Genomic DNA, 12208 nt, shown 5'->3' with positions numbered 1-12208 from the left:
GCGCGCGACAGGCCGCAGACGCGTCTGCGGGTCTGCTGTGGCTGCTCGCGCCGTTCCCCGCGCCCCTTACGGGGCACTCCTGCGGGCCAGCCCGAGGGCGTACTCGGGCCACCACTGCCCCGCCCGCGGCCCCCCGCGACACGTGCCGTCGGACTCGCCGGGCCGCTTGACCCAGAGGTACGCGGCGACCTTGGGGTCACCGGTCCGGGTGGTGGGGGCCTCGCCCAGGGCCCGGCCCGGCGGGTTGCACCAGGGGTCCTTGCCCTTGCCCGTGTAGGGCCCGCGGCCGTTGCGGCTCGTGTCGACGACGAACGGCTTGCCGCCGAGCTCGGCCGACAGCTTCTTGCCGTACGCCTCGCTGGCCTCGGTGGTCTGGAAGTTGGAGACGTTCACCGCGAAGCCGTCGGCCCGCTCGGCGCCGGAGCGCCGCAGCGGCTCGCCCAGGCCGTCCGGGTGTGACCAGCCCGCGTTGCCCGCGTCCAGGTAGACCGTGGTGTTCTTCAGCGCGGTGAGCGTCTCGACGGCGCCCCGCAGGAGGTCGTGGCGCTCCTCGTGGAACTGCTCGGGGGTGCACCGGTCGACCATGTGCAGGACGGCGTCCGGCTCCAGGACGACCGTGGCGCGGCGGTCGCCGATGCCCTTGGCGACGCCGTCGATCCACGCGCGGTAGGCGGCGCCGTCGGCGGCGCCGCCCTGGGAGAACTGGCCGCAGTCGCGGTGCGGGATGTTGTAGAGGACGAGCAGCGCGTCCCGGTCGGCCTGCTCGGCGGCCTCGGTGAAGCCGCGCGCCTCGCCCTCGGGCCGGTCAGGACCGATCCACTCGCCGACGGGCTGCTCGGCGATCTTGCGGATCTGCGCCGCCTCGTCCTTCCTGCCGTCCTTCTCGTACGCGGCGACCTGCCGGGCCGCGCGCCCCTCGGGGTTGACCCAGAACGGGGCGGTGTCCGCGGGCCGTTGCCCCACCGGGCGGGTCGCGCGGTCCCCGCCCCCGTCCCGGTCGCCGTCGCCCCCGCCGTCGGACGAGCACCCCGAGAGCAGCAGCGCGGCCCCCGCGAGCGCCGCCGCCACCGGCACCCCCCTGGCCCCGGCACCCCGCCCGCGACCTGCGTTGTTGCGGTACATCCACTCCCCCTCGGGTGCACGTTCCGTGGCTCAATCCTGGCACAACCCCGGGCAATCCCACGAGACCGTGACGTACCGGCCCCGGGGTCATCTCCCTTAGCTCAGAGGTCTCTTGGCGTCAAACTCCCCTAGGCTGACGCGGTCGCGCGCTCTAGAGTCGTAGGCACGGCCCGAGCCCCCGGCCGGAGTTACTCCACGACCGATGGACCATCCGAAGCCTCCCCGCGCCGACGCCGGGTTTCTCCCGCAGCTCGAGCGTGCGCGACGGGAGGACCGGCCCGGTCGGCGACTCCGGGGGGAGCGGGTCGTTGACCGGGTCAGGTGGTGCCCGTTCAGGGAGGGCGTACGCCGTCCGCGCGCGCCGGGCCCCGGGCGCGGCCTTTGGTTGACAGTGTCCATGACCACCTGCGACTCTCCGGGCGACAAGTCCATACGTCGAGGCGACGGTCGCCAGGAACCCGGTGTGACTCCGGGACGGTCCCGCCACTGTGACCTCACGCGTGGGCGTGGGGAAGTCAGGAACTGACCCCGTCGTCCTCCTGCCTTGGGGCGTGGAAACCCCAGAAGGAGAGCCCGGTATGTCTGCTGCGCCCGCGCACACCGCTTCACACACCGACACGGCCGCGATACGGTCCGCGACCCTCGGGACCCGCGACTGGCTGCTGGCGGCGGGGGCCGTGATCCTCGCGCTGATCGCCCTGTACGCCGTCTTCATGGACAACGGTTCGCTGGTCTCGGCGACCGGTGACTACCTCCACGAGTTCGCCCACGACGGCCGGCACCTCTTCGGTGCCCCCTGCCACTGATCGGGGCCGCGTCCGCCATGACCGCGTCCCCGCACCACGCTTCTTCCTCCCCGTCCCCCACCTCCCCGACCGCTCACCTCTCCCCGACTGCCCCGGCGGGCCCCGATCCCGCGGCTTCCGCGGCTTCCCCGGCCGCGCTCTCCCCCGTCCTGTCGCTGCTCGGCCGCGGGCTCGCGGCCGGGGGCCTGGGCGGGCTCGCCGCCGGGCTCTTCTCGCTGCTGCTCGCCGAGCCCCTGATGGACAGGGCGATCCGCGCGGAGGAGGCCCGCTCGCAGGCCCACGCCCACGACGACGCGGCCGCCGCGAACGCCGTGCAGCACCACGAGGAGCTGTTCTCCCGCTCCACCCAGCACGCGGGCCTGGTGGTCGCGCTGGTCGTCGCGGGCCTCGCGATCGGCGTGCTGTGCGCCGTCGCGTACGCGCTGGTGCACCGGCGCGACCCGCGCGCCGCGCCCTGGCCGAGAGCCCTCGCGTTCTCCGCCGCCGCGTTCCTCGCGGTCTCCCTCTTCCCGGCCCTGCGCTACCCGGCGAACCCGCCGGGCGTCGGCGACTCCGGCACGGTGGGCGACCGCCAGGCGATGTGGCTGGCGGCGGTCGTCATCGGCGTGCTCGGCATGTTCCTGGTGTGGCAGGTGTACGTACGCCTCGCCGTGCGGCCGCAGCCGGTGCGGCAACTGGCGGCGGCGGGCACGGCGGTCGCCGTCCTCGCGCTGCTGTGGACGCTGCCGGACAACCCGGACCCGGTGCCGGTGGACGCGTCGCTGCTGTGGGACTTCCGGGTGCTGTCGCTCGCCTCGCACGTCCTGCTGTGGGCGGTGTTCGCGGCCGTCTTCGGCGGCCTCGGCCTGCGTGCCCTCCGCGGCGGCGCGGCCGCCCGGGAGGGCTGACGCGACCGGCGGCCGCGGCGCGGCGACCGGCCAAGCGGTCACCGGGCCCCGGCCGTCGGCGAGCACCTACGGTTCCACCACTCCCGTGAGATAGGCGGAGACGACCACGTTCGCCGAGTACGTGCGGCTCGCGCGGTCGAAGCTGCCGCCGCAGGTGATCAGGCGGATCTCGGCACGGCCCCGCTCGCGGGGGCCGTACGCCGCCCCGGCGTCGAAGTCCTCCCTGCTGATCACCCGTACGTCGTCCACCGTGAACTCGGCGACCGACCCGTCGTCGCGCACCACGCCCACCTGCTGGCCGGGGCGGACCGCGCTGAGGTGGTAGAAGACGGCGGGCGTGCTCTCGGTGTCCACGTGGCCGACGAACAGCGCGACCCCGGCGGCCCCGGGCCGCACCCCGCCGCCGTACCAGCCGACGGCCCCCGGCCGCGCGTACGGCGGCGGGTCTATGGCGCCGTCCGCGTCCAGGCCGCGCGCCACCACCGGGGCCCGCACGCCGAGCGCGGGCACGTCCACGCGCAGGAGCCGGGCGGCGGGCCACGGCTCGGGCGGGGCGGGCAGCTCGACCCCGGCGGGGCGGCCGACGGCGGCGACGTCGCCGGTGGTGGGGTCGGACAGGCCGCCGCGCACATCGGTGATCTCGTTGCCCCACAGCCACAGGCCCACCAGCAGCACGGCCCACGCCAGTCCCATGACGAGACGGCTCGTGCCGTGCGTGCCCCTGTCGCCGCCGGGCTCGGGCCCGCTCATGGTCAGTCCGCGCGGTGCCGGCGGACGCTGCGGAGGGCCACGGCGACGGCGGCGGCCCCCGCGAGCACCAGGCCGACGACCGCGTGCCGCGTGCCGGGCCCGGTCTCCTCGGCGACCGCGGCCGTGGGCCGCAGGTGCGCGGTGCCGCCGCCCCCGGCCCGTACGGGTGCCTGCGGGGTCGCCCCGTCCTGGCCGCCGCCGACCTGGACGGTGCCGACGCCCTGGTGCGGGTGCCCGTCGCAGATCACCGTGATCTCGTAGGTGCCCGTGAGCCCCGCCTTGACGCGGGCGGAGCCGGACAGCGTCTTCCCGCTGCCGCTGCCGGTCAGCTCGGCGTCCTTCGTGAACGCGCCGGACCCCGCCGACCCGGTCGTGCCCCGGCACCCCGAGACCCGCACCTCGACCTGCCCGCCCGGTGCGGCGGTTCCCGGTGACACCTGCGCCCTGACCTGCGACTGGTCATGCGCGACGGCCCCGCCCGGCACCCCCGCGAGCGCGCCCGCGAGGACCAGGGCCCCCGCGCCACGCACGGCAAGCGAACATATACGCATGGTGAACCTCCTGTACCAGCAGATTCACGCGTGAGGCGGCGTTCCGCATCCCGTGGGCGCCCGTACGGTGCCCGGCCCGGCCCGGGCCCGGCGACGGACGCCGCAGGTCAGGGCGGTGGGCCGGGGCGGCGGGGCAGGTTTCAGATCCGGTCGACGAGGTCGGCGATCGAGTCGACGACCGTGGACGGCCGGTAAGGGTACTTGTCGATGTCGGCGCGGGTCGTCAGGCCGGTCAGCACCAGGAACGTCTCCATGCCCGCCTCCAGACCGGCGAGGACGTCCGTGTCCATCCGGTCGCCGATCATCGCGCTGGTCTCGGAGTGCGCCCCGATGGCGTTGAGCCCGGTCCGCATCATCAGGGGGTTGGGCTTGCCCGCGAAGTACGGCTGCTTGCCGGTCGCCTTGGTGATGAGCGCGGCCACGGCGCCCGTCGCGGGCAGCGGCCCCTCCGTGGACGGGCCGGTCTCGTCGGGGTTGGTGCAGATGAACCGGGCGCCGTCGTTGATGAGCCGCACGGCCTTCGTCATGGCCTCGAAGGAGTAGGTCCGGGTCTCGCCGAGCACCACGTAGTCCGGCGCGTGGTCGGTGAGCACGTACCCGATGTCGTGCAGGGCGGTGGTCAGGCCCGCCTCGCCGATCACGTACGCCGTGCCGCCCGGCCGCTGGTCGTCGAGGAACTGGGCGGTGGCGAGCGCGGACGTCCAGATGTTCGCGACCGGCACCTCCAGGCCCATGCGCGTGAGGCGGGCCTGGAGGTCGCGCGCGGTGTAGATGGAGTTGTTGGTGAGCACGAGGAAGGGCCGGCCGGAGTCCCGGAGCTTCTTGATGAAGGCGTCGGCGCCCGGGATCGGCACGCCTTCGTGGATGAGCACGCCGTCCATGTCGGTGAGCCACGATTCGATGGGCTTGCGCTCTGCCATGCGGTGCACTCCTGCGGTCTGCGGTCTGCCGTGAAGCAAGCGGCTGGTGGGGCGCCGGAACGACGCTGTGCCGACGCCCCCAGCCTAGTCACGGGCGGCGCGCCCGGGACCCCGCCGATCACCGGGGCTCCGGTACCGGGAGAGCGGCGGGCGCGCGGGTCAGCTCCCGGTGGCGGACTTCCAGTCGTCCACGTAGGCGGTGAGGTTCTCGGAGATGTCGGCCCAGTCCGGCTCGAAAACCTCCACGCCGTCCATGAGCTTGTCCAGGGCGATCGCGTTCGCGTCGGTGGCCTTGACGTCCTTGCGGGCCGCGAAGCCGCCGCCGATCTCGCTGACCTGGCGCTGCGCCTGCCGGCTGAGCAGGTAGTCGAGGAACTTCTTGGCGTTGGCCTCGTGCGGGGCCTTGTTCACCAGGCCCGCGGCGTACGGCAGCGCGAAGGTGGTGGGCTTCTTGCCCCGCTTCGCCGGGAACCAGATGCCGAGGTTCGGCATGTCCTTGGACTGGGCGTAGTTCATCTGGACGTCGCCGTTGGCCACGAGGAGCTCGCCCTTGTCGACCTTGGGCGCGAGCTTGCCGGTGGAGGCGGACGGACCGACGTTGTTCGCCTGGAGCTTCCCCAGGTACGTCATGGCGGGCTCCTTGCCGCCGAAGTCGTGCATGGCCTTGATGAGCACGGCCGTGCCGTCACCCGCGACACCGGGCGTGGAGTACTGGAGCTTGTTCCTGTACGCGCCGCCGGTCAGCTCGTCCCAGGTCTTGGGGGCCTTGGCGCCCGCCAGCTCCTTCTTGTTGTAGATGAACCCGAAGTAGTTGTTGACGACGGCGGTCCACTTGCCGTCGGGGGCCTTGTTCGCGCCGTCGACCTGCGCGGAGCCCTCCGGCTCGTAGGCCGCGAGGAGACCCTTCTCGTCGGCCTGCTGGATGAACGGCGGCAGCGTGACGAGGACGTCGGCCTGCGTGTTGGACTTCTCGCGGACGGCGCGCTGCACCATCTCGCCGGAGCCGCCCTCCACGTACTTGACCTCGATGCCGGTCTTCTTCTCGAAGTCCTTGAAGACCGTGTCGTACCAGCCGTCGCCGTTCTCGCCCTTGAGGCCGTCGGCGCTGTAGACGGTGACGACCTTGGCGTCGGGGTCGGCGGAGCCGCCGCAGGCGGTGAGCGAGGTGGCGAGCAGGGCGCAGCCGCCGAGGGCGGCGAGCGCCCGGACGGGGACGTGGCGGGACATGACGTGTCGTACTCCTTACGGACAACCAGCGGGAAGGGGACGGGCGTTCAGCGGTACGAGGCCCTGGTGCGGACGCGGGAGACGGCGAACAGGACGAGCAGCGTCGCCGCCATGAGGACCACGGCGAGGGCGGCCCCGGTGAAGGCGGCGCCCCGGTCGGTGGCGGCGTAGATCCGCACGGGCAGCGGGGTCCAGTCCGGCGGGTAGAGCATCACCGTGGCGCTCAGCTCCCCCATGGACAGGGCGAAGCACAGCCCGGCCGCCGCCGTCAGGGACGGAAGCAGCAGGGGCAGCTTCACCCGCCACAGGACGTACGCGGGCCGGGCGCCGAGGGAGGCGGCGGCCTGCTCGTACGCCGGGTCGAGGCGGCGGACGGCGGCGGAGACGGACTGGTAGGCGAAGGCCGTGACGAGGACGGCGTGCGCGAGGACGACGAGGGTGGACGTGCCGTTGAGGATCACCGGCGGCTTGCTGAAGGCGACGAGCAGCGCGAGCCCGACGACCACCGACGGCACGGCGACGGGCAGCATGAACAGCGCGTCGACGACCCGCCTGCCGCCCTTGCCGAGCCGGGATGCGGCGAGCGCCGCCCAGGTGCCCGCGGCGAGCGCGATCAGGCTCGCGCCGAGCGCCGTGAGCAGGCTGGTGGTCAGGGCGTCCAGGGACTCGCCCCGGGTGGCCGCCTCGTAGTGCTCGCCGGTGAACGCGGACGGGAAGGCCCCCGACCAGTGTCCGGCGAACGACGCCATGACGATGACGGCGAGCGGCAAAGCGAAGACCGGCAGGAACAGGACGGCGAACACCGCCCACAGCGCCCACCTGCCCTTGCGGCTATGCACCAGCACGACGGCTCACCACCCGGTACAGGCCGTACAGGCCCACGGAGATCGCGATGTTGACGACGGCGACGACGCACGCCGCCGGGTAGTCGGACTCGAGCATGGCCTTGCCGTAGACGAGCGTCGGCAGCGTGGTCACGCCCTTGGCGCCGGTGAACAGGACGATGCCGAACTCGTTCAGGCACATCACCAGGACGAGGCTGCCGCCCGCCGCGAGCGCGGGCAGCGCCTCCGGCAGGATCACGCGCCGCACGATCCGCGCGGGCCGCGCGCCGAGGCTGGAGGCCACTTCGAGCTGGGCGGTGTCGAGCTGCGAGAAGGCGGCGAGCAGCGGCCGCATCACGAACGGCGTGAAGTACGTGATCTCGGCGAGCAGCACGCCCCACGGCGTGGTCAGGAACTGGAAGGGCCCGTCGCCCGTGCTCCCGGTCGCGTCCGTCCACAGGCCGTTGGCCATGCCCTTGGTGCCGTAGACGAACAGCAGGGCGAGCGTGACCAGGAAGGACGGGAAGGACAGGAAGACGTCGATGAACCGGGCCACGGCCTTGCCGCCGGGGAACGGCACGAACGCGATGACCAGCGCGAGCGTGAACCCGAGCACCAGGCACCCGACGGTCGCCCCCACGGCCAGCCACACGGTGGTCCCGAGCGCGTCCCGGAAGGCCGCGGACCCGAACACGTCGGCGTACGGCTGAAGCGAGGTCCCCCCGGAGTCGGGCCGCACGGACTGCTGCACGACGAGGGCGAGCGGATAGAGGAAGACGAGCCCGAGCAGAGCGAGGGGCGGCAACGCCCAGACGAAGGCGGGCACGTGACACCGACGGCGCTCGGAGCGACGGCCACCGTCCCGCTGTTCCCGACGTTCCCGCTGTGGGCAGTCGTCCCGCTGGGCGATTGGGGTCTCCCCTGCTCGAGCGGAGCCGAGAGCTTGGGGACGGGTGGGCACAGCCCCAGGTGCCGCCTCGCGTTTCACCAGGCCAGGCGTAAGGTCACCCACCCCGCACCCCCGCGGCGAGCAGCACCCCGTCCTCCGGAGCGAAGTGCAGCACGACCTCCTCCCCCAGCAGGGGAGGCTGCCGCAGCTCCCGGACGTCCGCCTTCACCACCTGCCCGCCCACCTCCACGAACAGCCGATGCGTGGCCCCCCGCCACTGCACCTCCGTGACGCGCCCGGTCAGGGCGTTGGGCCCCGGCCCGAGCCCCACCAGGTGCGGCCGGACGCACAGCGTGGCCGCGGCCCCGGCCGCCACCCCGTCGGTGGCGACCTTCAGCTCGGCCCCGCCGAGGGAGACGCTCCCCTCGCCCACGGCCACCGGCAGCAGGTTCGCGTTGCCCACGAACGAGGCCGTGAACTCCGTGCGCGGCCTGCGGTACAACTCCTGCGGGGTCCCGCAGTCCTGGAGCCGCGCCCGGTCCATGACGGCGATCCGGTCGGCCAGGGTGAGCGCCTCGACCTGGTCGTGGGTGACGTACAGGATGGAGACGTCGGGCAGCTCCCGGTGGAGGCGGGCGAGTTCGGCGAGCATCCCGGAGCGGAGCTGCGCGTCGAGCGCGGACAGCGGTTCGTCCAGGAGGAGCACGCCGGGCCGGATGGCGAGGGCGCGCGCGATGGCGACGCGCTGCTGCTGCCCGCCGGACAGCTCGCGCGGGTACCGCTTGGCGTACGCGCCCATGCCGACCAGCTCCAGGGCGTCGGCGACGCGTCCCGGGACATCGGCCTTGGGGACCTTCTGCGCCTTCAGGCCGAACGCCACGTTCTCGTCGACCCGCAGGTGCGGGAAGAGGGCGTACTGCTGGACGACCATGCCGATGCCGCGCCGGTGCGGCGGCAGCGCGGTCACGTCCCGGTCGCCGATGAACACCCGCCCCGACGCGGGCCGCACGAAGCCCGCGACGGCCCGCAGCGCGGTGGTCTTGCCGGAGCCGGAGGGCCCGAGCAGCGCCATGACCTCGCCGGGCTCGACGGTCAGGTCGAGGGCGTCGAGGGCGGTGTGCCCGTCGTGCCCGCCGTAGGTGACCGTCACGGAGTCGAACCGGATGCCGCTGTTCATGCCGTCGCGTCCCGGAGCAGGGCGGGCAGGTCCGCGACCGACGGCAGCACGTGCGTGGCCCCGGCGTCCGTCAGCGCTGTGCGGTCGTGCGCCCCGGTGAGGACGCCCGCGACGACCCCGGCGCCGGCCCGGACCCCGCTGCGCATGTCGTACGCGGTGTCCCCGGCGACGGCGACCTCGCGGACGGAGTCGGCGGCGCCGGTGCGCAGGAACGCGGCGAGCACCATGTCGGGGTGGGGGCGACCGCGCCCGCCCGCGTCGGCGGGGCACAGGGTGAGGTCGGCCAGGTCCCGCCAGCCGAGGGCGGCCAGGATGGCGTCCTGGGTGACGCGGGCGAAGCCGGTGGTCAGGACGACCGTGCGGCCGTCGGCCCGGAGCTCCTCGATGGCCTCGCGGGCGCCGTCGACCGGGGCGACGAGCCCGCCGTCGACGAGTTCCCCGTACGCCTTCTCGAAGGCGGCGTTGGCCCGCCGGGCGCGGTCCTCGGTGCCGAAGAGGTGCCGGAAGACGGAGATCTTGGACTCGCCCATGGTGGCGCGGACGTGGTCGAGCTGCGCGGCGTGGTCCGCGGAGCCGGGCTCGACGCCCAGCTCCCGGGCGGCCGCGGCGAAGGCCCGCTCGACCAGGCCGCCGTCGGCGACGGTGGTCCCGGCCATGTCGAGCACGGCCAGCTTGACGTGCGTGTGCGTGTGCGTGGTCAATTCCCTCACCATCCCAGCTCGTCGGCGGTGTCCTCGGCGATCGCGGGCGAGCACGTCATGCCGCGCCCGCCGGGCCCGGTGACCAGCCACACCCCGTCGCGCACCCGCTCGCGGTGCACGACCCGGCTGGTGTCGACGCACTGCGCGTACACGCCCGCCCAGCGGCGGCGGACCTTCGGCAGCGGGCGCCCGAGGAAGCCCTCGACGACCTCGGTGAGGTGGTCGTAGGGGTCCTCGACGGTGTCGAAGGCGAAGGGGTGCTCGTACTCGTGGGTGTCGCCGATGGTCAGGCCGCCGTCCGCGCGCTGCACCATGAGGAGCTGCATCCTGTGCGCGGCGGCGGTCGGGGTCTGCGCCTGCCCGGCGTTGAGCGCGTCCAGCTCCGGCGACCGGTACGCCGGGTAGTAGCGGAAGCTGTCGGCGTCGGCGACGGAGGTGGTGAGCGGCTCGCCCAGCGGGTCGGTCTGCATCATCTGGAGGCGTACGCGGCGCACCGGCAGCTCGGGGGCCAGTTCCCGCACGAGGCCGCCGAGCCAGGCGCCGGTGCACAGCACGACCGCGTCGCCGGAGTGCACGTCGCCGTGGTCGTCGCGCACGGCGGCGGGCCCGACGACGTCACGGACCTCGCGGCCGGGCAGGAAGGTGTAGCGCGGGGACCTGAGCAGCTCCTCGCGCAGCCGGAGCTGGGCGGTGCGCGGCTCGACGGCGGCGTCCCGCTCGCACCACAGGGCGGCGGTGAACGCGCCGCGCAGCGCCGGGTTGACCGCGCGGGCCTCCTCGGCGGCGAGCAGCTTGTAGCCGCGGGCCGCGGCGTCGGGGCGGGCGCACGCGGCCTCGGCGACGGCGCGCTCCCGCTCGGTGCGCACCAGGGTCAGGGAGCCGTTGGCGCGGAAGCCGAGGCCCGGGACGCGGGCGCCGATCTCCTCCCACAGCGCGCGGGCGCGCAGCGCGGTGTCCAGCTCGGCGCCGGCGGCGCGGCCGCTGACCCATATCTGTCCGAAGTTGCGCAGCGAGGCCCCCCGGGCCTCGCTCTCGCGCTCGATCTGTACGACCTCGTGGCCGCGCTCCACTGCGTGCCAGGCGTGCATGGTGCCCACCACGCCTGCTCCTACGACGATGACTCTCACGGCGGCAACGCTCCTTTCGGCGGGTGACCCGGCGGCGGCCGGGCGGCAACCAAAGCGTGAACGGCCGCGCAAGCTTGGACTAGACCCGTTATGTTCTCGTGACCGAATCGGGGTCTCCGGTGCCCGGAAGGCAGTGATTTCAGCCGAGATGCGTGGTGAACGAGAAGCGGTCACCCCGGTACAGCGTCCGCACCCGCTCCAGGGGCCGGCCCTCGGTGTCGCGCGACATCCGGTGCAGCAGCAGCATCGGCAGGGCGGGCGGCGTCCCGATGAGCAGGGCCTCGCGCGGGGTGGCCAGCACGGTCTCGATCCGCTCGTCCGCGTCGCCGAAGGCGATGCCCAGACGGTCGCGCAGATACGCGTAGAAGGACGAGTCGGGGTCGAAGTCCGTGTCGAGGCGCGGCACCCGCGCCACGGAGACGTACGTGCTCTCCAGGCCCACCCGCTCGTCGTCGGCGAGCAGCACGCGCTCCATGTGCCAGGCCGGTTCGCCGGGCGCTGCCCCGATGGCGTCGGCCAGGGCGTCCGGGCAGGGGAAGCGGTCGAGCGAGATGAGGGTACGGCCGGGGGTGCGGCCCTGCCGGCGCACGCCCTCGGTGTAGCTCGCGAGGGACAGCGGCTGCTCCAGTTTGGGCCCGGCGACGACCGTGCCGCGCCCCTGCCGGCGCAGCCTGCCTTCGAGCAGCAGCTCGCGCAGCGCCTGGCGCACGGTCTCGCGCGCCACCTCGTACCGCTCGGCGAGGTCCCGCTCGGTGGGCAGCGCCCGGCCGACGCCCAACTCCTCGACGAGTTCGGCGATACGGGCCTTGACGGCGTAGTACTTGGGGATGCGGCCGTGCTCGGGGATGCCGGAGCGAACGGGGGCGCCGGGCACCTGGTTCCGCAGGTGGGCCGGGGCGGCGGCGGTGTTCTCCTGGTGGTCCACGAGGGGGATCGTCGCACGGCCGGACGGCGGGGCGGGACGCGGGACGGGACGCGGGACGGACACGGGTCGCGACGCGTGGGGGCGCGTGGGCCGGGTGGGACTGGTGGTCAACGGCCTTGTCCGGCGGGTGCGGTGAGGACGAGGCCATGGGGCCGGGGGCGGGCCTGGAGGCCGAGGGCGGCGAGGGGGCCGAGCCGGGAGGGAGACCGAGCCGGGGGGCTGAGCCGGGAGGGCGGCCGAGCCGGGAGGGCGGCCGAGCTGGGAGGGCCGGGCCCGCGCCGCCGTCCGGCGTGGGCCCCGCG

13 protein-coding genes and 1 riboswitch are annotated in these 12208 nt (G+C 74.2%); of the genes, 2 read left to right on the top strand and 11 right to left on the bottom strand.

The window, feature by feature from the left end:
* Positions 1-66 precede the first annotated feature (66 nt).
* Positions 67-1122, bottom strand: coding sequence for a glycoside hydrolase family 6 protein (locus tag IE330_RS16015; protein WP_190136686.1), 1056 nt, complete (start codon positions 1120-1122; stop codon positions 67-69).
* Positions 1123-1529: 407 nt separating this feature from the next.
* Positions 1530-1668, top strand: a riboswitch (cobalamin riboswitch).
* Between the two features lie 32 nt (positions 1669-1700).
* On the opposite strand from IE330_RS16015, the gene IE330_RS16010 reads away from it, so the two are divergent.
* Both IE330_RS16010 and IE330_RS16005 read left to right on the top strand, forming a co-directional pair.
* Complete coding sequence (locus IE330_RS16010) at positions 1701-1928, top strand: CbtB domain-containing protein (protein WP_190136685.1); 228 nt, start codon at positions 1701-1703, stop codon at positions 1926-1928.
* Between the two features lie 17 nt (positions 1929-1945).
* Entirely contained in the window at positions 1946-2815 is an 870-nt protein-coding gene (locus IE330_RS16005; protein ID WP_190136684.1) for a CbtA family protein, read from the top strand.
* A 66-nt stretch (positions 2816-2881) separates the two neighbouring features.
* On the opposite strand, the gene IE330_RS16000 is transcribed toward IE330_RS16005, so the two are convergent.
* The 10 genes from IE330_RS16000 to IE330_RS15955 all read right to left on the bottom strand — a co-directional run bounded on the left by IE330_RS16000 (position 2882) and on the right by IE330_RS15955 (position 11906).
* Positions 2882-3565, bottom strand: coding sequence for a class F sortase (locus IE330_RS16000; RefSeq protein WP_190136683.1), 684 nt, complete (start codon positions 3563-3565; stop codon positions 2882-2884).
* A gap of 2 nt (positions 3566-3567) precedes the next feature.
* A complete protein-coding gene (locus IE330_RS15995) occupies positions 3568-4116 on the bottom strand; it encodes a hypothetical protein (protein WP_190136682.1) in 549 nt (182 codons plus the stop codon).
* Between the two features lie 140 nt (positions 4117-4256).
* A complete protein-coding gene (locus IE330_RS15990; RefSeq protein WP_190136681.1) occupies positions 4257-5036 on the bottom strand; it encodes an HAD-IIA family hydrolase in 780 nt (259 codons plus the stop codon).
* Between the two features lie 159 nt (positions 5037-5195).
* Positions 5196-6263, bottom strand: a complete 1068-nt coding sequence (locus IE330_RS15985; RefSeq protein WP_190136680.1) for a 2-aminoethylphosphonate ABC transporter substrate-binding protein — start codon at positions 6261-6263, stop codon at positions 5196-5198.
* A 47-nt stretch (positions 6264-6310) separates the two neighbouring features.
* Entirely contained in the window at positions 6311-7108 is a 798-nt protein-coding gene (locus IE330_RS15980) for an ABC transporter permease (RefSeq protein ID WP_190136679.1), read from the bottom strand.
* Positions 7095-7913 carry a 2-aminoethylphosphonate ABC transporter permease subunit gene (locus IE330_RS15975; RefSeq protein ID WP_229925682.1) on the bottom strand — a complete coding sequence of 273 codons (819 nt, stop codon included), beginning with the start codon at positions 7911-7913 and terminating at the stop codon, positions 7095-7097. The genes IE330_RS15980 and IE330_RS15975 overlap by 14 nt, the downstream gene beginning before the upstream one ends.
* 178 nt (positions 7914-8091) lie before the next feature.
* Positions 8092-9153 carry an ABC transporter ATP-binding protein gene (locus tag IE330_RS15970; protein ID WP_190136678.1) on the bottom strand — a complete coding sequence of 354 codons (1062 nt, stop codon included), beginning with the start codon at positions 9151-9153 and terminating at the stop codon, positions 8092-8094.
* Positions 9150-9866: a phosphonatase-like hydrolase gene (locus tag IE330_RS15965; RefSeq protein WP_190136677.1), complete on the bottom strand. Its 717-nt coding sequence runs from the start codon at positions 9864-9866 to the stop codon at positions 9150-9152. The genes IE330_RS15970 and IE330_RS15965 overlap by 4 nt, the downstream gene beginning before the upstream one ends.
* Positions 9860-10981, bottom strand: a complete 1122-nt coding sequence (locus tag IE330_RS15960) for a TIGR03364 family FAD-dependent oxidoreductase (protein WP_190136676.1) — start codon at positions 10979-10981, stop codon at positions 9860-9862. The genes IE330_RS15965 and IE330_RS15960 overlap by 7 nt, the downstream gene beginning before the upstream one ends.
* Positions 10982-11120: 139 nt before the next feature.
* On the bottom strand, positions 11121-11906 hold the full coding sequence (locus IE330_RS15955; RefSeq protein ID WP_190136675.1) for a GntR family transcriptional regulator: 786 nt from the start codon (positions 11904-11906) through the stop codon (positions 11121-11123).
* Positions 11907-12208: the final 302 nt, after the last annotated feature.

It is taken from the genome of Streptomyces longispororuber (genome assembly GCF_014656095.1).
Lineage (GTDB): Bacteria > Actinomycetota > Actinomycetes > Streptomycetales > Streptomycetaceae > Streptomyces > Streptomyces longispororuber.
The sequence above is the reverse complement of the archived record's forward strand: the minus strand, read 5'-3'. Positions and strand labels throughout refer to the sequence as shown.